General features: G+C 66.6%; 14 protein-coding genes. 9 read left to right on the top strand and 5 right to left on the bottom strand.

The annotated features are described in order from the left end of the window. From pks13 to EV580_RS14270, 3 genes are all read left to right on the top strand, one after another. Window positions 1–5,313, top strand: a complete 5,313-nt coding sequence (gene pks13, locus EV580_RS14280; protein WP_133691820.1) for a polyketide synthase Pks13 — start codon at window positions 1–3, stop codon at window positions 5,311–5,313. Next, window positions 5,310–6,860 (top strand): acyl-CoA carboxylase subunit beta, encoded by a 1,551-nt coding sequence (locus EV580_RS14275; protein ID WP_133691819.1) that lies wholly within the window; start codon window positions 5,310–5,312, stop codon window positions 6,858–6,860. Before pks13 ends, EV580_RS14275 begins: the two co-directional genes overlap by 4 nt. A 200-nt stretch (window positions 6,861–7,060) precedes the next feature. Further along, window positions 7,061–9,220 carry a molybdopterin-dependent oxidoreductase gene (locus tag EV580_RS14270; RefSeq protein WP_502703931.1) on the top strand — a complete coding sequence of 720 codons (2,160 nt, stop codon included), beginning with the start codon at window positions 7,061–7,063 and terminating at the stop codon, window positions 9,218–9,220. On the opposite strand, the gene EV580_RS14265 is transcribed toward EV580_RS14270, so the two are convergent. Genes EV580_RS14265 through EV580_RS14255 form a run of 3 tightly spaced genes read right to left on the bottom strand, consistent with a single transcriptional unit; the run spans window position 9,183 to window position 12,086 of the window. Further along, window positions 9,183–10,457, bottom strand: coding sequence for a glycoside hydrolase family 27 protein (locus EV580_RS14265; RefSeq protein ID WP_133691818.1), 1,275 nt, complete (start codon window positions 10,455–10,457; stop codon window positions 9,183–9,185). The two genes, EV580_RS14270 and EV580_RS14265, sit on opposite strands and share 38 nt — an antisense overlap. Then, the gene (locus tag EV580_RS14260) at window positions 10,424–10,714 is read right to left on the bottom strand and encodes an SDR family oxidoreductase (protein WP_133691817.1); all 291 of its coding nucleotides are present in this window, start codon (window positions 10,712–10,714) and stop codon (window positions 10,424–10,426) included. Before EV580_RS14260 ends, EV580_RS14265 begins: the two co-directional genes overlap by 34 nt. A 55-nt stretch (window positions 10,715–10,769) precedes the next feature. Beyond that, entirely contained in the window at window positions 10,770–12,086 is a 1,317-nt protein-coding gene (locus tag EV580_RS14255; RefSeq protein ID WP_286171559.1) for an alpha/beta hydrolase, read from the bottom strand. A 130-nt stretch (window positions 12,087–12,216) separates the two neighbouring features. On the opposite strand from EV580_RS14255, the gene EV580_RS14250 reads away from it, so the two are divergent. Genes EV580_RS14250 through EV580_RS14230 form a run of 5 tightly spaced genes read left to right on the top strand, consistent with a single transcriptional unit; the run spans window position 12,217 to window position 17,029 of the window. After that, on the top strand, window positions 12,217–14,130 hold the full coding sequence (locus EV580_RS14250; RefSeq protein WP_133691815.1) for an ArnT family glycosyltransferase: 1,914 nt from the start codon (window positions 12,217–12,219) through the stop codon (window positions 14,128–14,130). Further along, entirely contained in the window at window positions 14,127–14,894 is a 768-nt protein-coding gene (locus tag EV580_RS14245; RefSeq protein WP_133691814.1) for an SCO6745 family protein, read from the top strand. Before EV580_RS14250 ends, EV580_RS14245 begins: the two co-directional genes overlap by 4 nt. A 16-nt stretch (window positions 14,895–14,910) precedes the next feature. Next, complete coding sequence (locus EV580_RS14240; protein ID WP_133691813.1) at window positions 14,911–15,303, top strand: hypothetical protein; 393 nt, start codon at window positions 14,911–14,913, stop codon at window positions 15,301–15,303. Beyond that, window positions 15,300–15,737 carry an RDD family protein gene (locus EV580_RS14235; protein WP_183517446.1) on the top strand — a complete coding sequence of 146 codons (438 nt, stop codon included), beginning with the start codon at window positions 15,300–15,302 and terminating at the stop codon, window positions 15,735–15,737. Before EV580_RS14240 ends, EV580_RS14235 begins: the two co-directional genes overlap by 4 nt. Window positions 15,738–15,766: 29 nt before the next feature. After that, window positions 15,767–17,029, top strand: coding sequence for a serine/threonine-protein kinase (locus EV580_RS14230; protein WP_133691812.1), 1,263 nt, complete (start codon window positions 15,767–15,769; stop codon window positions 17,027–17,029). A 51-nt stretch (window positions 17,030–17,080) separates the two neighbouring features. Here EV580_RS14230 and EV580_RS14225 read toward each other — a convergent pair whose 3' ends face one another. Next, window positions 17,081–17,434 carry a hypothetical protein gene (locus EV580_RS14225; protein WP_133691811.1) on the bottom strand — a complete coding sequence of 118 codons (354 nt, stop codon included), beginning with the start codon at window positions 17,432–17,434 and terminating at the stop codon, window positions 17,081–17,083. 241 nt (window positions 17,435–17,675) lie between these two features. On the opposite strand from EV580_RS14225, the gene EV580_RS14220 reads away from it, so the two are divergent. After that, window positions 17,676–18,068: a hypothetical protein gene (locus tag EV580_RS14220; protein ID WP_133691810.1), complete on the top strand. Its 393-nt coding sequence runs from the start codon at window positions 17,676–17,678 to the stop codon at window positions 18,066–18,068. Here the strand turns inward: EV580_RS14220 and EV580_RS14215 are convergent. After that, a complete protein-coding gene (locus tag EV580_RS14215) occupies window positions 18,065–19,564 on the bottom strand; it encodes an APC family permease (RefSeq protein ID WP_133691809.1) in 1,500 nt (499 codons plus the stop codon). The genes EV580_RS14220 and EV580_RS14215 overlap by 4 nt on opposite strands. Between the last annotated feature and the right edge of the window lie 501 nt (window positions 19,565–20,065).

Raw genomic sequence — 20,065 nt, 5'->3', positions numbered from 1 at the left:
ATGTCTGAATCAGAAACGCCCGAAACGCCTGAAACGCCAGGCACTCCCGTTACCCCGCCCCGCACCGACCTGACGGTGCCGGAGATGCGCGAGTGGCTGCGCAACTGGGTGGCCAACGCAACCGGGCAGGGCCCCGACGCGATCGACGAGTCGACGCCGATGGTCGAGCTCGGGCTGTCCTCGCGCGACGCGGTGGCGATGGCCAGCGATATCGAGGACCTCACCGGTGTCACGCTGACCGCCACGGTCGCCTTCCGTCATCCCACCATCGAGTCGCTGGCAACGGTGATCATCGAGGGCGAGCCGGAGCTGGAGTTCGACGAGGAGAGCGACGACTGGTCGCGCGCCGAAGGCGTCGAAGACATTGCGATCGTTGGGGTTTCGACCCGATTCCCGGGCGACATGAACACCCCCGACGAGATGTGGGCCGCACTTCTGGAAGGTCGCAGCGGCATCTCCGATCTGCCCGAGGGCCGCTGGTCGGAGTTCCTGGCCGAGCCGCGCATCGCCGACCGGGTGGCCAAGGCCGCGACCCGCGGCGGCTACCTCACCGACATCAAGGGCTTCGACGCCGAATTCTTCGCGCTCTCGAAGATGGAAGCCGACAACATGGATCCGCAGCAGCGGATGGCGCTGGAACTCACCTGGGAGGCGCTGGAGAACGCGCGCATCCCGGCGTCCAGCCTGCGCGGCACCGATGTCGCCGTGTATATCGGCGCGTCGAACAACGACTACCAATTCCTCGCGGTGGCCGATCCGACGACCGCCCACCCCTATGCGATCACCGGTACGACGAGTTCGATCATCGCCAACCGGGTGTCCTACTTCTACGACTTCCGCGGTCCGTCGGTCGCCGTCGACACCGCCTGCTCCAGCTCACTGGTTGCCGCGCATCACGGTGTGCAGGCGTTGCGCTCCGGTCAGGCCGACGTGGCCATGGTCGGCGGCGTCAATGCGATGATCACCCCGCTTGTGACGATCGGCTTCGACGAGGTCGGCGGCGTGCTCGCACCCGACGGCATGATCAAGTCGTTCTCGTCTGACGCCAACGGATATTCGCGTTCCGAGGGCGGCGGCATGCTGGTGCTCAAGCGCCTGTCCGACGCCCGCCGCGACGGCGACGAGATCCTGGCGGTCATCGCAGGCAGCGCGATCAACCATGACGGGCGTTCCAACGGGATGCTCGCGCCGAACCCCGACGCGCAGGAAGACGTGCTGCGCAAGGCGTACAAGGATGCCGGAATCAACCCGCGCACAGTCGATTACGTCGAGGCGCACGGTACCGGCACCATCCTCGGCGACCCGATCGAGGCCGACGCGCTGGGTCGTGTGATCGGCAGGGGACGCGCCGCCGACCGGCCCGCACTGCTGGGCGCAGTGAAATCCAATGTGGGGCACCTGGAGTCGGCCGCTGGTGCGGCGAGCCTGGCCAAGGTGGCGCTGTCACTGAGCCATGACAAGGTTCCGCCGTCGATCAACTACGCCGGGCCCAACCCCTACATCGACTTCGACGGAATTCACCTTCAGGTGGCCGACAAGGTCACCGACTGGCCCCGCTACAGCGGCCACGCGATCGCCGGTGTGTCCGGGTTCGGCTTCGGCGGCGCAAACGCCCACCTGGTGCTGCGTGAGGTGCTGCCGTCGGATCTGGTCGAGCCGGAGACGAATTCCGCTCCCGTCGAGGAGAAGACCACCTCCGATGCCAACGCCGTCTATGTCGGCGGGGTTCGGATGGACGAGTACGGCGAATTCATCGACGACGATGCTGATGACGACGAGTATGCCGCGGCGGCCAATGCGTTCGCCGACGACGCCGAGCCGGACCTGCCCGGCCTGACCGACGAGGCGCTGGAGCTGATCGAGGCCGCGCGCGCCGAGTGGGAGGCTTCGGAGAAGCCGGCACCCGTTGTGCCGCTGGCTGTTTCGGGATTCTTGACCTCGCGTAAGCGCGCCACCGCCGCCGAGCTGGCCGACTGGGTCGACAGCCCCGAGGGGCGGGCCACATCGCTGGAGGCCATCGGGCGCTCGCTGTCGCGCCGGAACCACGGCCGCTCGCGCGCGATCGTCCTGGCTCACGACCACGACGAGGCGGTCAAGGGTCTGCGTGCGATCGCCGAGGGCAAGCAGAGCCCGCTGGTGCACAGCGCCGACGGGCCGGTGACCAACGGACCCGTCTGGGTGCTCGCCGGATTCGGTGCGCAGCATCGCAAGATGGGCAAGAGCCTGTATCTGCGCGATCCGGTGTTCGCCGAGTGGATCAACAAGGTCGACGCGTACATCCAGGATGAGCGCGGCTACTCGGTGGTCGAGCTGATCCTCGACGATGGAAAAGACTACACCGACGAAACCTGCGAATACCCCATCGAAGTGGTCCAGACGGTGATCTTCGCCATCCAGATCGCGCTCGGTGAATTGCTCAAGCACCACGGCGCGAAACCCGCTGCGGTGATTGGCCAGTCGCTCGGTGAAGCGGCCGCCGCCTACTTCGCGGGCGGCTTGTCGCTGGCCGATGCGACCCGGACCATCTGCTCGCGTGCGCACCTCATGGGTGAGGGCGAAGCGATGCTGTTCGGTGAGTACATCAGGCTGATGGCGCTGGTGGAGTACTCCGCCGAGGAGATCAAGACCGTGTTCTCCGATTTCCCGGGGCTGGAGGTGTGCGTCTATGCCGCGCCGACCCAGACCGTGATCGGCGGCCCGCCCGAGCAGATCGACGCGATCATCGCCCGGGCCGAGTCCGAAGGCAAATTCGCCCGCAAGTTCCAGACCAAGGGCGCCAGCCACACCCAGCAGATGGACCCGCTGCTCGGTGAGCTCTCCGCCGAAATCCAGGGCATCGAGCCACATCCGCTGCAGATCGGCTACTTCTCTACCGTGCACGAGGGTAGCTACATCCGCCCGGGTGGCGAGCCGATCCACGATGTCGATTACTGGAAGAAGGGGCTGCGGCACAGCGTCTACTTCACCCACGGCATCCGGAACGCCGTCGACAGCGGCCACACCACTTTCTTGGAGCTGGCCCCGAATCCGGTGGCGCTCATGCAGGTTGGGTTGACCACCGCGTCGGCCGGTCTGCACGACGGTCAGCTGATCGCGACCCTGGCCCGTAAGCAGGACGAGGTCGAGTCCATGGTCGCGGCCATGGCCCAGCTCTACGTCTACGGTCACGACCTGGATCTGCGGACTCTGTTCGATGCGGGCGACTACGCCCACATCCCGCCGACCCGGTTCAAGCGCAAGCCGCACTGGCTGGATGTGCAGTTCACCGGCGACAGCGCGGTGATGATGCCGGGCAACCATGTGGCCACGCCCGACGGCCGCCACGTCTGGGAGTACCTGCCCAAGGGCCAGGCCGACCTGGCCGCTCTGGTGAAAGCCGCTGCGGCACAGGTTCTTCCGGACGCCAAGCTCACGGCATCCGAGCAGCGCGCGGTGGTCGGCGACGGCGCCCGGCTGGTGACGACGCTGACGCGGCACCCCGGTGGTGCCTCAGTACAGGTGCACGCGCGAATCGACGAATCGTTCACTCTGGTCTACGACGCCGTCGTCACCCGCGGCGGTGCGGTGTCGGCGTTGCCGTCGGCCGTAGCGACCGGTGTCGCGGTCACCACGGCCGCGGTGGAAACGCCGGCAGACGAGCCCGACGATGCGGAAATCTTGTCCGACAACCTGACTGCGGGCGCCGGCCTGGCAGCCGGGTTCGCCAAGTGGTCGCCGGATTCCGGTGAGACCATCGGCCAACGGCTGGGCGCGATCGTCGGCGGAGCCATGGGCTACGAGCCCGAGGACCTGCCGTGGGAGGTGCCGCTGATCGAGCTCGGCCTGGATTCGCTGATGGCAGTGCGCATCAAGAACCGCGTCGAGTACGACTTCGATATGCCGCCGATCCAGCTGACCGCGGTTCGCGACGCCAACTTGTACGCCGTCGAGAAGCTGATCGAATACGCGATCGAGCACCGCGACGAGGTCGAGGCATTGGCCGAGGCGCAGAAGGGCAAGACGGCAGAAGAGATCGCCGCCGAGCAGGCCGAGCTGCTGGGCGGGGCCAGCACGGTCGCCGAACTCGAGGCCAAACTTTCCGAGGCGGGCCACTCGATCGTGGCCGAGGCCGAGCCCGAACCGAACATCCCACCGCCGCCGACGGATCCGGCCGGACCCAGCAAGAAGTCGACGGCGGCCGCGGCGGCCGCCAAGGTGCTGACGCAGGAGGCCGTCACCGAGGCGCTCGGCGCCGATGTACCGCCGCGTGAGGCGGCCGAACGTGTCACGTTCGCGACGTGGGCGATCGTCACCGGCAAGTCGCCGGGCGGCATCTTCAACGAGCTGCCCGCGGTCGACGACGCCACCGCTACCAAGCTCGCCGAACGGCTCTCCGAGCGTGCCGACGGCACCATCACCGTCGAGGACGTCAAGTCTGCCAAGACCATTGAGCAGCTGGCGACCACGGTTCGTACGTTCCTCGAAGCCGGAGAGCTCGAAGGATTCGTGCGCACCATCCGGGCCAGGCCCGAGGGATCAACCCGCACACCGGTTTTCGTGTTCCACCCAGCCGGTGGGTCAACGGTTGTCTACGAACCGCTGCTCAAGCGGCTGCCGGAGGACACCCCGATGTACGGTCTCGAACGGGTCGAAGGCTCGATCGAGGAGCGGGCCGCCGAGTACCTGCCGAAGCTGATGGAGATCCAGGGCGACGGACCCTACATCCTGGTCGGCTGGTCGTTGGGTGGGGCATTGGCCTACGCCTGCGCAATCGGGCTCAAGCGTGCCGGTGCCGATGTCCAGTTCGTGGGCCTGATCGACATGGTGCGGCCCGGCGAGGAGATCCCGCAGACGCGGGAGGAGACGCGGGCGCGTTGGGATCGTTACGCCTTGTTCGCGCAGCGCACTTTCAACGTCGAGGTTCCCGAAATCCCGTACGAGGAACTCGAGAAGCTCGACGACGGCGGCCAGGTGCAATTCATTCTCGACGCCGTCAAAGACAGCGGCGTCGACATCCCTGGCGGTGTGATCGAGCACCAACGTACGTCGTACCTGGACAACCGGCTGCTCGAGACGGCGGAGATCCTGCCGTACGACGGGCACGTCACCCTGTACATGGCCGACCGCTATCACGACGACGCGATCTTCTTCGAGCCGCGCTACGCCATCCGTCAGCCCGACGGCGGGTGGGGCGAGTTCGTCGATGATCTTGAGGTCGTGCCGATCGGGGGCGAGCACATCCAGGCGATCGACGAGCCGTACATCGCCAAGGTCGGCGCTCACATGAGTGAAGCGATCAACCGCATCGACGCCGAGGAGAACGAGGCCAAGTGACCGCTGTGACGACTGCCGAGAAACTCGCCGAACTCCGCGAAAAGCTGGAGCTGGCCAAGGAACCGGGCGGTGAGGCGGTCGCGGCGAAGCGCGACAAACGCGGTATCCCGAGCCCTCGGGCCCGCATCAACGAGCTGCTCGATCCGGGCAGCTTCCTGGAGATCGGCGCGCTGGCCCGCACGCCGGGTGATCCGAACGCGTTGTTCGGCGACGGTGTGGTCACCGGGCACGGCACCATCAACGGCCGTCCCGTCGGTGTGTTCAGCCACGACTACACCGTGTTCGGCGGCTCGGTCGGAGAGATGTTCGGCCGCAAGGTTTCCCGGCTGATGGAGTGGGTGGCCATGGTCGGCTGCCCGATCGTCGGTATCAACGACTCCGGCGGTGCCCGCATCCAGGACCTGGCCACGTCGCTGGCGTGGTACGCCGAACTGGGTCGCAGGCATGAGCTGCTGAGCGGCCTGGTGCCGCAGATCTCGATCATCCTGGGCAAGTGCGCGGGCGGTGCGGTGTACTCGCCGATCCAGACCGACCTCATCGTCGCTGTGCGCGATCAGGGCTACATGTTCGTCACCGGCCCGGACGTCATCAAGGACGTCACCGGTGAGGAGGTCACCCTCGACGAGCTCGGCGGCGCCGACGCGCAGGCCAAGTACGGCAACGTCCACCAGGTCGTCGAGTCCGAGAAGGCCGCCTTCCAGTATGTGCGTGACTATCTGGAATTCCTGCCCGCCAACACCTTTGACGATGCGCCGATCATCAACCCGGGCCTCGAGCCCGAGATCACCCCGCACGACCTGGAACTCGACAGCATCGTTCCCGACGCCGACAACGTCGCCTACGACATGCACGAAATCCTGCTGCGGATCTTCGACGACGGCGATTTCCTCGACGTCGCCGCTCAGGCGGGCCAAGCCATCATCACGGGCTTCGCCCGGGTCGACGGCCGGCCGGTCGGCGTGATCGCCAACCAGCCGATGCACATGTCGGGCGCCATCGACAACGAGGCGTCCGACAAGGCCGCCCGGTTCGTCCGGTTCTGCGACTCGTTCAACGTGCCGCTGGTCTTCGTCGTCGACACCCCCGGCTTCCTGCCCGGCGTCGAGCAGGAGAAGAACGGCATCATCAAGCGCGGCGGCCGATTCCTCTACGCGGTCGTCGAAGCCGATGTGCCCAAGGTGACGATCACCATTCGTAAGTCCTACGGCGGCGCGTACGCGGTGATGGGATCCAAGCAGCTGACCTCCGACTTCAACTTCTTGTGGCCGACAGCCCGGATCGCCGTCATCGGCGCCGAGGGTGCCGCCCAGCTCATCGTCAAGCGATTCCCCGACCCGAACGCGCCGGAAGTGCAGGAGATCCGGCGTCAGTTCATCGAGGGCTACAACCGCGATATGGCGACGCCGTACGTGGCCGCCGAGCGCGGCTATGTCGACGCGGTCATCGAGCCGCACGAGACGCGGTTGAAGCTGCGCAGCGCGATGCGGATTCTGCGGGACAAGCAGATCAGCCGGGTTCAGCGCAAGCATGGCCTGATCCCGATCTAGGTCGTCGGCGGTTATCCCCAGGGTTTACTCACACCTGTGTAATTCGCTTGCGGGCTTTGGTCGAATGTCAAAGTTGACGAAACGCGGGCCGCGCGGGGCCTCGCCGAATTACCGTGGGTCGGGTGATCCGCGAGAACATCGACCTGGCTCCCGTCGGCCAGGACGGCCGCCATGTCTACACCTGCCCGCTGTGTGAGGCCATGTGCGGCTTGGAGATTCAGGTCTCCGAAGGCCGCGTAGCCAGTATCCGGGGCAACCCCGACGACGTCTGGAGCCGCGGACACCTGTGCCCCAAGGGCGCGTCGCTGGGCGCCATCCACGAGGACCCCGACCGGGTCCGGGCCCCGATGATCAAGGTCGACGGGCAGTGGCAGGAGGTCAGTTGGGATGCGGCGTTCCGGCGCTGCACCGAACTGCTGGCGCCGGTGATCGCCGAGCACGGTATCGGCGCGGTCACCTGCTATACCGGCAACCCGCTGGCGCACTCGTTCTCGCTGGGCCGCTACACCGGCGTGCTGCTGGGGATGTCAGGCATCCCGGTCAGCTACTCGCCAGGGACCGTCGACCAGTGGCCCAAGAACCTCTCGTCGCATCTGATGTACGGCAACTGGTGGGGCTTCCCGGTTCCCGACATCGAGCGCACCGATCTGCTGGTGGTGATGGGCGCCAACCCGGCCGCCTCGCAGGGCTCACTGCTGGCCGCCCCGGACGTGATGGGCATCATCGGGCGCGTCGACAACGTCATCGTCATCGACCCGGTGCGAACCGCGACCGCCGCCAAGGCCGACGAGTGGCTGCCGATCACGCCGGGCACCGACGCCGCCCTGCTGCTGGCCGTCGTGCACACCCTGTTCGACGAAGACCTGGTCCGGCTCGGCCGGCTGGCCGAGCACGTCGACGGCGTCGAGCGTCTGCGGGACGTGGCCCGCGACTGGTCACCCGAACGGGTCGCCCCGGTGACCGGTATCGACGCCGAGCGGATCAAGACGCTCGCCCGCCAGCTCGCCGAAACCGAGAAATCCGTGGTCTACGGGCGAATCGGGTTGTGCAATCAGGAGTTCGGCAGCCTGGCCAGCTGGCTGGTCGACGTCGTCAACATCCTCACCGGGCATTTCGACACCGAGGGCGGCGCGATGTTCCCGCGCCCCGCGGCGTGGACGGTCACCGCGCAGCCCCAGCCCGGTCTCGAGGGCGGGCTGCCCGAGTTCGGCCGCTGGCAGACCCGGGTGCGTGGCGCCAAGGAGGTGCTCGGCCAGGTGCCGGTGTCGTGTCTGGCCGAGGAGATCGAGACTCCGGGCGACGGCCAGATCCGGGCACTGATCACGGTGGCGGGCAATCCGGTGCTGTCCACCCCGCAGGGCCATCGCCTCGACGAGCTGCTGCCCGGCCTGGACGCGATGATCTCGGTTGACCTGTGGCTCAACGAAACAACGCGGCATGCCGATGTGATCCTGCCCGGGCTCTCGCCCCTGGAGCAGCCGCACCACGACGACCTGATCCTGATGTTCGCGATCAGCAGCATCGCGAATTACTCGGCGCCGGTGTTCACCCCGCCGGATCCCGATCGGCCCGAGGAGTGGGAGATCCTGGTCCGGCTCACCGGCCTGTGCGCGGGGATGCCTGCCGAGGACGTCGACGTCGCGGCCATCGACGATGGTTTCTTCGACTACCTGTGCTTCACCCAGGGCCTCGACGGCGCCGAAATCCGCAGCCACTATACGAGTGGCGGTCCGGAACGCATTCTCGATCTGACCTTGCGCACCGGACCATTCGGTGATCGCTACGGCGAGAACCCCGACGGGCTGAGCCTGGCCAAACTCAAGGAGCAGCCCAACGGTATCGATTTCGGGCCGATGGTGCCTCAGGTCCCGGAGATCCTCAACACGACCGAGAAGAAGATCCGGCTGGCCCCGGAGTATCTGCTCGACGACATTCCGCGGCTGGCCCACCGGCTGGACCGCGAGCCCGATGAACTGGTCCTGGTCAGCCGGCGCCACCTGCGGTCGAACAACTCGTGGCTGCACAATGTCTCGGCGCTGATGAAGGGCCGCGACCGCTGCACACTGCTCATGCACCCCAAGGACGCGGCCAGCCGCGGAGTGTCGAACGGCGATACCGTCACCGTGCGATCGTCGGCGGGCCATATCGAGGTGCCGGTCGAGATGACCGAGGCCATCAAACCAGGCGTGGTGTCGATGCCGCACGGCTGGGGGCACGGCAAGCCCGGCACCCGCATGTCGGTGGCCAACGGTTCACCGGGGGTCAACACCAACATCCTGTCGCCGCCGACGTTCCTCGACGAACCGTCGGGCAACGGTGCGCTCAACGGCATCCCGGTGACGGTTGCACCCTTAGCATGACCGTCGCGTGCGACGGAATCGCTTGAGCGGCAAGCGCGCTTGTCGTGGAGCTGTCGGCGTGCGTCCACAGGTCGCGCACGCGATAGCACGCGGCGGGGGACAGGCCGACGGCGCTCGCGCTGGTCGCGATCGAAGCCGGCTGCGAATCCGGGTTCTCCATGGCGACGGCCACCCCGCCGTCGGCCATCGGCTTGACCATGATGCGGTGATCCTGGGCCAGGGGGTGGCCGGCGGCGACGAGCGTGTCCTGGTCGACGGCGATGACGTCGCGGTTGGTGAGGATGTCGCGGGTCTGTGGCGACATGGTGCGAATATCGTTGCCGGCCAACAGGGGAGCGGCCAGCATCGCCCACAGTGTGATGTGGGTGCGCTGCTCGTCAGCCGTCATGCTGGGCCCGAGCTGGCCCGCCAACGTCTGTGACATGCCGGGATGGCTGGCCGCGAAGTCCGGCCAGGAGATCCCGGCGACCAGCATGTCGGGGTCGTTGAAGTAGCCAGGCCGGCTTCGCGGCGCCAGCGGGACGGCCGCGTCGAGCTGCTCCTGGATCCCGAACACCGGACCGTCCTTGCCGAACTGGCTGCGCCACAACGGAACCAGGTCGATGGTGTTGCGCGCCATGTCGGCGATGCCCGACCAGTCGTAGTCCGACCGGCTGGCCGGGTCGCCCGAGATATTGGGGTTGATGCTGTAGAAGATGTGTTTACCTGTGGCGCGCAGCGCATCCCGCATGGCGGTGAAGCTCTTGACCTGATGGGCGTGGTCGGTATCGGTACTGCACCAGTCGTACTTCAGGTAGTCGACGCCCCAGTGGGCGAAGGTGGCCGCGTCGGCCGTCTCGTGCCCCTCGCTCTCGAGGCCCGGTCCCAGACCGCAGAGTTCGTAGCTGGGGCTCGCGTACAGCCCTAGCAGCAGCCCGCGGGTATGAGCGTAGTTCGCGACCGCAGCGATGCCGCCAGGGAAACGGGCCGGATCCGCCTGCAGATTGCCGTCTGCATCGCGACGGGCTGCGGCCCAACCGTTGTCGAGATTGACAAACCGGTAGCCGGCGTCGCGCATTCCGGAGGACACCAGCGCGTCGATGGTCTGTTCGACGGTCCGTTCGGTCAGTGGCATACCGGAATTCCACGAGTTCCACCCCATCGGGGGTGTCAGTGCGGTGGGCGTCTCGCCGGCCGGCGGCGACCCGCAACCGGCAACCAGGATCAGGCAGCCGAGGATCGACGATAGTCGGCGCATAGCGCAAGCGTAGGGGGCACCTCGCCGAAGTGGGCGTGCGCACGAGCGATCACCTGTTCGGCTTGAGTAGCGTCGGCGGCAATCAACAGCACCTGATCGTGGCTGTAGCCGTGGCCAATTCGGACCAAGCGTGCGGCGTTCCGGTCGATGGCCACCACGCGATTGCCTGCCGCGAGCAGGGCCCGGGCCACGGTGTATCCGCGGTCGGATCCCGCGTCGGAGACCAGAACGAAGGGGGAGTTCCGTTGAGGGGTCATGCCATCAGTCAACGATCTCGACGTAAGCGGTCGCTATGTTGTGGCTGCGAATTCGCTACCGGGGTGGCAACGGCGTTCGGGGAATGCCCGGCGTGCCGAGTTGCCCGGCTATCCACGGCAACGCCTGGGCGAATGCGTTTTGTGCGTAGGCCCAGTCGTGGTTCCCGGTTCGGGTCACCACGGCGCAGGTGATGCCCGCCGAGGTACCGGCGGCACACAGCTGCCCCGCGGCCAACGGGCCCGTCATCCGGCTTTGGCCGGGCCTGATTTTCGCCGTTGACGAGACGTCGAACCATCCTGCGACATCGTGGTACGGGGCATGGGTGTGCATCGCTGTCAGCGTGTCGAAAGACGCCCATTGGTCTTCGTCACCGGAGTAGAGGCGTTGGACCGTCTGTTCCCTGGTGCCCGCGTTCGGGGTGAGGTCGCCGGCCAAGTCGACGAACGCGTGGAACAGGTCTGGGTGGGTGACCGTCAGATCCACGGCGCAGGTGCCGCCCATCGACCATCCGACAACGCCCCAGTTCTCGGGGTGAGAGCTCGTACCGAATTGCGAGATGACGTAGGGCATAAGCTCTTTCGTAATATGGTCGGCGACGTTTCCGCGAGGGCCGTTGACGCATTCGGTGTCGTTGTTGAACCGCCCGCCGGTGTCGGGGAAGAGCAGGATCGGCGCGACCCCGTCGTGAGCGGCCGCAAAGCTGTCCATCAACACGGCGGCATTGCCCTGACGTACCCAGTCCGCGGGAGTGGACCACGCACCCGAGATCATCACCACCACAGGAAGCGCGGCAGGCCCGGGCGCGGTGAACCATGCCGGCGGCAGATAGACGTACTCGGTTCGGTGATGAAAGCCCGAAACCTCCGATGAAATGTCGATGGGCACGACGCGCCCGGTTGCCGTGGTGCCCTTGCCTTTCAGTGCCTGTGCGGCGGCCAGGTCGGTTTCATCGGGCAAGGGGCCCGCGGTCACCGCCGCCCACGCCACCTGCACGGTGTCGTAATAGTCGACCCATTGATTGAGCACCACGGCCGCTGCGATCACACACAGCGGGATCGCCAGTACCGTCGTCGCGCGGCGTCGCCAGCGGGTTTTGGCCCAGCCGCCGATGGCCACGATGACAGCGGCCGCTGCCAGTCCGGTCCACACCCAGAGCATCAGTGGTGGCGGATTGTCCGCCAATCCCTGGGACGTCACGTACCCGCGAGCCAGCCAGCCCCCGGCCGCGCCGACGCCCGCCGCGGTGGGCAGCCAGGCCTTGTACCAGCTGAGTGGTCGGCGACCGGTGCCCGCACACAGCACGAGCGCGGCCACGATTTGAAGGGTGACCGGCAGCCATCCTTTGATCAGCCATATCCCAGACTGCGTCACGGCCCGATAGTGAACGCGTTGTCTGGCAATGAGGTGTAGGAAGTCTGACCAGATCCTGCAAATGGCGTTCATAGCTGACTCAAAAGATTTACCCAGCCGGGACCGTTGTTCGGCTGCCGTAATGGGTGATATGACCGCAACACTTCATGTTCCCGCCGTCGAGAGCGCCCGCGTAGGGTCGCGCCCTCGGTTTCGCCTGTCCAGTACGGCGTGGCGGCGCATCGCCCTCGGCGCGCTGCTGGTGGCCACCGCGATCACCTACCTGTGGAACATCACCGTCAACGGGATGGGCAATGGCTTCTATGCCGGTGCGGCACAGGCCGGCTCGAAGAACTGGGAGGCGTTGCTGTTCGGGTCGGTCGATCCGAACAACTTCATCACGGTGGACAAGCCGCCGGTGTCCCAGTGGGTGATGGGCTTGTCCGGTCAGATCTTCGGCTTCAGCAGCGCCAGCATGCTGATTCCGGAGGCGCTGATGGCGGTCGCCGCGGTCGCCCTTCTCTACGGGACGGTACGCCGGATCTCGGGGACGGGCGCCGCGCTACTGGCCGGCGCGGCCTTCGCGCTGACTCCGGTGGTGGCGTTGATGTTCCGCTACAACAATCCCGACGCGGTCATGGTCCTGCTGATGGTGTGCGCCGCCTACTGCACTGTCCGGGCAATCGAACGAGCCAGCCTCAAGTGGATCGTGCTTGCGGGTGCCGCCCTGGGCTTCGCCTTCCTCGCCAAGATGCTCGAGGGATTGATGGTCGCGCCGGCGATCGGCCTGGCCTATCTTTTGGTCGCACCGACATCATTGCGCCGCAGGCTCGTTCATCTCTCGGCTGCCGTTGGTGCCTGCCTGCTGTCGGCGGGTTGGTTCGTGGCCCTGACGCTGTTGTGGCCGGCCTCGTCCCGGCCGTACCTGGCCGGTTCGACCGACAACAATTTCATGAACCTGGTCATCGGCTATAACGGCCTGGCTCGGATACTCGGCCGCAACCACGCAAGCGGCCCAGGGCAGGGGGCTCCCGCCGCGCCCCGTGGTCACATCGGGCTGTCCGCCACCGACGGCCTCAGCCAGCACGGCTTCGGTGGGTTTGGTGGGTTCGGCAGGCAGACCCCGGGCATCACAAGGCTTTTCACCGGCGAGTTCGGGTTCGAGATGGGTTGGTTGCTGCCTGCCGCGCTGATCGGACTGGCGTTCGTCCTGGTGGTGCGGGCTCGCGCGCCGCGGACCGATCTGGTCCGTGGCGGGGCTGTGCTGTTCGGCGGGTGGCTGCTGGTCGACGGGCTCGTCCTGAGCTACATGAAGGGCATGGTGCACCCGTACTACTGCCTGTCCGTGGTTCCGGCGGTGGTGGTGCTCGCCGCGATCGGCGGCCGCGAGATGTGGCGCACCAGGGATCGGATGTACGGCCGAATCGTCTTGGCCGCAACGGTTCTGACGACAGGTGTCTGGAGCTGGTGGATTCTCGGGCGAAACGCCGAATGGATGCCCGCACTGCGGTGGGTGATCCTGGCGCTGGCGGTGGTCGCGACCGCCATCCTGCTGGTGGCGCTCAGTACCGACCGGCGCCGGCTTGCGGTGGCGGGTTTGACTCTCGGCGTGCTTGCCGGCGGAATGGGTTCGGCGGCTTACGCATTCGCCACGATCGGTCAGTCGCATGAGGGTGGCGGAGCCCAGGTGGGCCCCGGGCACGGCCGGCATGACCAAGACGGGGGCAACGCGGAACTCGACGGTCTGTTGAAGGCCACCACCACGAAGTGGTCGGCCGCGGTGAACGGGTCGTCGGCGGCAGCCGATCTGGAATTGTCGACGAACACCGCGGTGATGGCTATCGGCGGCTTCGGCGGAAGCGACCCGGTGCCTTCGCTCAGTGCGTTCCAGGCCGACGTCGCCAACCACGAGATCGGCTACTACATCGCTCCCGACAACCACGGTGGACCCGGTCGCGGCGGCCAGCACGCCGACATCACCGCGTGGGTGGCGGCCAATTTCACGCCACGGACCGTCGGATCCGACACCGTGTACGACCTCACCTCCGTACACTCCGGCGAATGAGCGATATCGACGTCGAATCGATCCGCACCGCGGGAGCGGCCATCGGCGAGGCCATCAGCGTGTTCATGCTGAACCCGGACACCTTTGAGAAGAGCTTGGCGGCGGGCTATCCCGACCCGTTCGCGGCTTACTTCGCCGGCCGCGGCGGGGTGCTCGGTGATGCCACCGGCACCACGGTCACCGCGGTGTTCGCCGTCTTCGAACCGAACCTGGCGCGGACCTGCTGGGAAACGGGCGTGGCCGTGCACGACGCGTCGGAGAGCTGCCGGCTGTACTGGGAACAGATCGCGAACTTCGGGCGCACCTACCTGGCCGGGGCCGAGGGGCTGGACCGGATCGCCGCGCTGGGCGAAAAGGTGATCGCGCAGGCACCGGAACCCGGCCTGCCGCTGTACGCGGGCTGGCGGGCGATGCCGCTGGCTGACGATGCCCCGGCGCGGGCGCTACAGGTGATGATGGTGCTGCGCGAACTGCGAGCCGCGGTGCACTTCAACGCCCTCACGGTTTCGGGCTTGAGTCCCGTCGAGGCGCACATCCTCAATCACGGCACGGATTACGCCGCGTTCATGGGCTGGCAGCCGCCGTTCGCCGACGCGGCTGGCAAGGAAGGCGTGTACGACGACGTCGAAGATGCCACCAACCGCCGGATGTCTCAGATCTACGAGGCGGCGCTGACGGCGGCCGAGGCCGACGAACTGGCCCGGCTGAGCGTGGCCGCCCTGGCCTCGCTCAAGGCGAGCGCACCGCCCCCGGTCGGCGCCTGACCACTACGATTCCCTCGTGTTCTGGGAACGGCTTCCGCTGATCGGCGACCCGTTGCGGGCGACCCGTCTGGAAGCGACCCGGATCGGTGTGGCGGGGCTGACCAGGATCGTCGAACTCGTCCTGGAGCAGATCGATATCACGGCTCTGGTCCGCGACAGCGTCGACATCGACGCGATCGTGACCGACGTCGACATCGAGGCGATCATCGCCCGAATCGACCTGATCGGGCTGGCCGATCAGATCATCGACGGGGTCGATCTGCCTGCGATCATCCGAGAGTCGACCGGCACCGTCACCGCTGAAATGATGACCGATGTGCGCAGCCAGACCGCGCGCGCCGACGACATGATCTCCGGCTTCGTCGACCGGATGCTGGGCCGGGAGCCGGGACCCCAGGACCGTCAGTGACCAACGCCGGCATCGTGTCCCGTGGGCTGGCGGCTGTCGTCGACATGATCGTCGTCCTTGTCACCATGGGCGCCAGCTACCTCGGATTGGCGCTGACGACGTTGATCCTGAATCCGGCGGCGTTCCGATTTCCCGCCCCGAATCTGATCTTCTCGACCACGGTGACGCTCGCGGTGTCGGTGCTGTACCTGACCGGGTGCTGGACGCTGTCGGGGCGCACGTTGGGAGCGGCCTTGCTGGGTGTGCGAGTGGTGGACCGGCGCGGCAAGCCCATGCGCATGGTCATCGCGATTCTGCGGGCGGTGGCTTGCGTACTGTTCCCGGTCGGGCTGCTCTGGGTTGCTGTCGACCGGCAGCGCCGGTCTGCGCAGGACATCGTGCTGGGCAGCCGGGTCATTTACGACCGTCCCGCCCCTGGCGCTTCGGTTCGGTAATCGTCACCGGTGACGCTTAAGATGCCCCAATGCCGTTAGCTGACGGCCAGGTTGTTGCTGGTTACACCATCCTGCGGACACTGGGGGCCGGAGGTATGGGTGAGGTTTACCTCGTCCAGCATCCCCGGCTGCCCCGGAACGATGCGCTCAAGGTGCTTGGCTCGGCGGTTAGCTCAGACGAGGAATACCGGCAGCGGTTCATCCTCGAGGCCGACATGGTGGCCACCCTGTCGAACCCCCACATCGTGACGATCTACGACCGCGGCGAGTTCGAGGACAAGCTGTGGATCGCGATGGAGTACGTCGACGGTACCGACGCCTCCCGTCTGCTCGCCGACCGCTATCCGTACGGAATGCCGCCCGCTGAGGTCGTGCGCATCATCACCGGAATCGCCGACGCGCTCGACTACGCGCACGGTCACGGTCTGCTGCACCGGGACGTCAAGCCCGCCAACATCCTGCTGGGGGTTCCCGGCAGTGGCGACCAGCGGGTCATGCTGGCCGACTTCGGCATCGCTCGCTGGATGGGCCAGGCCAGCCAGCTCACCGGGACGAACATGACGGTCGGCACCGTCGCCTACTCCGCTCCCGAGCAGCTCAAGGGTGAGGACATCGACGGTCACGCCGACCAATACGCACTGGCCGCGACCGCCTACCACCTGATGACCGGCATGCCGCCGTTCACGCACACCAATCCGGCGATCGTGATCAGTCAGTGCCTGAGTTCCGAGCCGCCGTCGATCGGTGCCAAGCGGCCCGAATTGGCTTGCCTGAGTCCGGTTTTCGCCAAGGCGCTGGCCAAAGATCCAAACAAGCGCTACAAGCGTTGCACGGACTTCGCGCGGGCGTTGCAGCAAGGCCTCGGGACCGCCGAACGGGATTTCCACGCAACCGACGTGACGAGTGCGGCGCTCGCGTCGTCCGGCAACGCTGCGCGCCGCGCTCGGCACGCCAAACCGGAAGCCACGTCGTCGCGGCGCCGGCTGCTGATCCCGGCCATCCTGGGTGCCGTCGTCATCGTCGCAGGCGCAGCCGCGGGGATATCCCTGTTGTTCGGCCACCGGGAAGTGAACAACACGACCTCGCAGGCGCCGCATACGGCCTCACCGCCACCGGCCGTGTCAGGCCGGATGGACCTGCCCGTCGTGGTGATCGGCGCGAACTGTGCCGTATTGGGTGCGGCGGCGGTCAGCGAGAAGGGTGCGCCCGCCTACTGTGCGCACGCCGGCGCCGGAGCCACGGCCACCGTGTGGTCGCTGCAGCCGGAGAAGATGGTGACCGGGTCCGGCTGACCGGCAGGCCCGTACTGCACTGCAATACGGGCCCGCTCAGTGTCTGGGTGGTTACAGCGGGATCCACTGGCCCAGGAACCAGAAGCCCCAGCCCACGCCGTTGCCGGCCGGCATCGGCTGCACCCACTGACCGTTCCAGTTGAACGGCTGGTGGTCCTGGCGGGCCTGGTTGACATCGCGATGCTGCCAGTCAGCCGGCCCGTTGTTCGGCCCGTTGTCGGGCCCGTTGTGCCAGTCGTTGTTGTTCGGCCCGTTGTTGGGACCGTTGTTGCACCAGCCGTTGTTCGGCCCGCCGCACGGTTGGCCCGGGTCGGCGCTTGCCGTGCCGAGTCCCAGCCCGAACAGTCCGGCGGCACCGATACCGGCCAGAGCGGTCGAGGTGACCACCATCCGTTTGAGGTTCATCGTCATCTCCGTTTCGTTGCTCGGTTGTTCTTCCGGTGATGACGTTATGGAGCCCGCATTTGTGCGAGCTGTGACGCGGATGGGCGGCGCCTGGGTGAGTGATAACGTATCGAAAACGGTTGTATATCAGCGATTTTGCTGGATCAACAGGTGTTGCGGAGTTTATTGACAGCGGACTGTACGCACCGCCATCGTTGTGGCACAGCGACTTTCCATGCGCGATCGGCTAACCATGGTGGGCGTGAATACGCGCTCTGTCATGTTGCTGGCGTCCCTGTCCGCTGTGGTCGTGATGGGCTCGGTCGCCTGTGGCTCCAAGGGATCGACGGGACCCACGACCGTCACCGTCACCTCGACGCCGACAACGACGACCACAACCACCGCCGCCCCGGCGACTCACCACCAGTACAACTCCGGCGGCGGCCAGCAGCCGCAGCAGACCGTCGTCGAGACACAGGCGCCGCAGACCATTGTTCAGACCCAGGACCCGCAGACCGTCACCAACACCGAAACCGCAACGCAGACCGAGACATCCGTGGCGACCTCGATCGCAACCGCCACTCAGACCGTCACCGTCGCGCCGAACAGGCAGTATGGTCCCAACGGTTTTGGCAACAATCGCAACGGCGGCTAGGTCCGTTCTTTCGGCAGGGTCTGGCCGCGGAAGAAGGCCGGGGCCTTGATGTTCCACAGGATCATCAGCACGACACCGAACGCCAGGCTCAGCACGCCGACGACGAACGCGGTGCCGATGCCCAGGATGGATCCGCCCGAACCGGTACTCGGGTCCGCCATCAGGTAGGCCTCGACGATGCCGACCGGGATGAGGATCAGCGCGCCGATACCGGGCAGGATCACCTGCCCCATCGCCGTACGCCACGATCGAAAAGCGGTGCGCCAGAAGTACACCACCGACGAGATCGCCACCACCGAGTAGTACGTCATGATCGCGATGCCCACGCTGTAGACCGAGTCAGACACGACGCTGTCGCTGATCACGTCGAGCACGCAATAGATCACCAGGCTGGTCAGGCCGATCACCCAGGTCGCGAACTTCGGCGTCGAGCTCACCTCGCTCACCGAGGCGAACCGATCCGGGATCGCCTTGTACGTCGCCATCGACAGCAGGCCGCGGGCCGTGGGCATGACGGTGGACATCGTCGCCGAGAACGCCGACAGCCCGACGACAAGTGCCGCGATCATCGCGCCGCGTTCGCCGATCGACTGGGTGGCCAACGTGGTGAACACGTCGTCGACATTGCCTTCGTGGGTCAGGCTCGTCGCGCTGTTCGGATCGATACCCGCGAACGACAGAGCCGCGACGCTGAAGATCACGTAGGTGGCAACGGTGATCAGGATCGCGGTGACGCCGCTGCGGCCGGCGTCCGCCGAGGTTCCCGACGTTTCCTCCGACATCGCCAGTGAGGCGTCGAAGCCCCAGAAGATGAAGATGGCGACCAGGAAGCCGCCGAGCAGGCTGCTGAAATCGTGGATTGCGAACGGGTTGAACCACTCCCACGAGAACGATTCCGCGTCCGGGCTCTGTTGTCCGCGGAAAACCGCGACGAGCATGATGATCGCGAAGAGCAGCAGCCCGCCGTACTGGATGATCGTCAGGATCAGGGTGGTGCGGGAGGATTCTTCGGCACCGCGGGCCACCAGCCACGTCGTCAGCAGGATGAAGATCGTGGCCACCACGATGTCGAACCACACCGGCGATTCGTCCATCCCGAGCCAGACGGCGGTGGCATTGGTCAGGATGCCTGCGGCGCCGACGCCGGCCAGGATCGACGACAACATCAGCGCGAAGCCGCCCATCCAGCCGATGTGCGGCGCAATGGCTTTGGAGCCCCAGGTGAACACGGTCCCGGCGTCCGGGGCCGCATCGGTGAGGTGCTTGTAGGCCAGCGCCACGAAGTACATCGGGATGACCGCGATGATGAAGACGATCGGCAGCTGATAGCCCGACTCTTCGGCGCCGTGTCCGAGTGCGCCGGTCAGCGAATAGGCCGGGGCGGTGGCCGCCAGACCGATCGCCACCGCGCCGACGATGGAGACCGACCCTTTCTTGAGGCCCTTGGATCGCAGGCCGTGCATCAAGGGGTCGACGATCGCCGCGTCTTCAGCCATGTGCGGGATTCTGTCACCGCGATCGTCGATTGGTCGGCGCTACGGCAAAAGCCGGGTTAGTGCCGAGCGGCTCGATTCGACGTGGTGGCGCGGTCGCGCGCTATGAGCTCGGGCCGGCTCTGAACTCTGTTTTGGCACTGAGGCTTTTCGCGCAGTCGGGGCCGACGATTTCGCGACCTGGCGGTTGGCTCGAGAGCCCGACCGGGCGGAGTCGCGCGGCGAGGTGACCGCGGCTTTCCTGCCGGCGGTAGGTATGCGGATCGGGAGAGGTGACAGGAGTGAGAGCGCGCCCACGACCGCGCCGATCGGGGCAGCCACTATCGCGAAAGTGAGAGCGACGACGGGGATGAGTGGTGCGAGAGCTGGTCCCACCGCTGGAATCTGGTAGATCACGTTGGAGACTGCCGCGGCAGCAATGAATCCGAGGAGGACGCCGTACCCGGCGCCCGCTGCCACGCGTCCCAGCGCGTTCTGCAGAATTTTCCCGCGGTCGATGTTGAC

Origin of the sequence: Mycobacterium sp. BK086, assembly GCA_004362315.1 — a bacterium.
Classification (GTDB): Bacteria; Actinomycetota; Actinomycetes; order Mycobacteriales; family Mycobacteriaceae; genus Mycobacterium.
The sequence above is the reverse complement of the archived record's forward strand: the minus strand, read 5'-3'. Positions and strand labels throughout refer to the sequence as shown.

Coding starts and splice junctions, on each gene's coding strand:
- pks13 (WP_133691820.1), top strand. CDS start 1: ATGTCTGAATCAGAAACGCCCGAAACGCCTGAAACGCCAGGCACTCCC.
- EV580_RS14270 (WP_502703931.1), top strand. CDS start 7,061: ATGTGCGGCTTGGAGATTCAGGTCTCCGAAGGCCGCGTAGCCAGTATC.
- EV580_RS14265 (WP_133691818.1), bottom strand. CDS start 10,457: ATGCGCCGACTATCGTCGATCCTCGGCTGCCTGATCCTGGTTGCCGGT.
- EV580_RS14260 (WP_133691817.1), bottom strand. CDS start 10,714: ATGACCCCTCAACGGAACTCCCCCTTCGTTCTGGTCTCCGACGCGGGA.
- EV580_RS14250 (WP_133691815.1), top strand. CDS start 12,217: ATGACCGCAACACTTCATGTTCCCGCCGTCGAGAGCGCCCGCGTAGGG.
- EV580_RS14245 (WP_133691814.1), top strand. CDS start 14,127: ATGAGCGATATCGACGTCGAATCGATCCGCACCGCGGGAGCGGCCATC.
- EV580_RS14230 (WP_133691812.1), top strand. CDS start 15,767: ATGCCGTTAGCTGACGGCCAGGTTGTTGCTGGTTACACCATCCTGCGG.
- EV580_RS14225 (WP_133691811.1), bottom strand. CDS start 17,434: ATGAACCTCAAACGGATGGTGGTCACCTCGACCGCTCTGGCCGGTATC.
- EV580_RS14215 (WP_133691809.1), bottom strand. CDS start 19,564: ATGGCTGAAGACGCGGCGATCGTCGACCCCTTGATGCACGGCCTGCGA.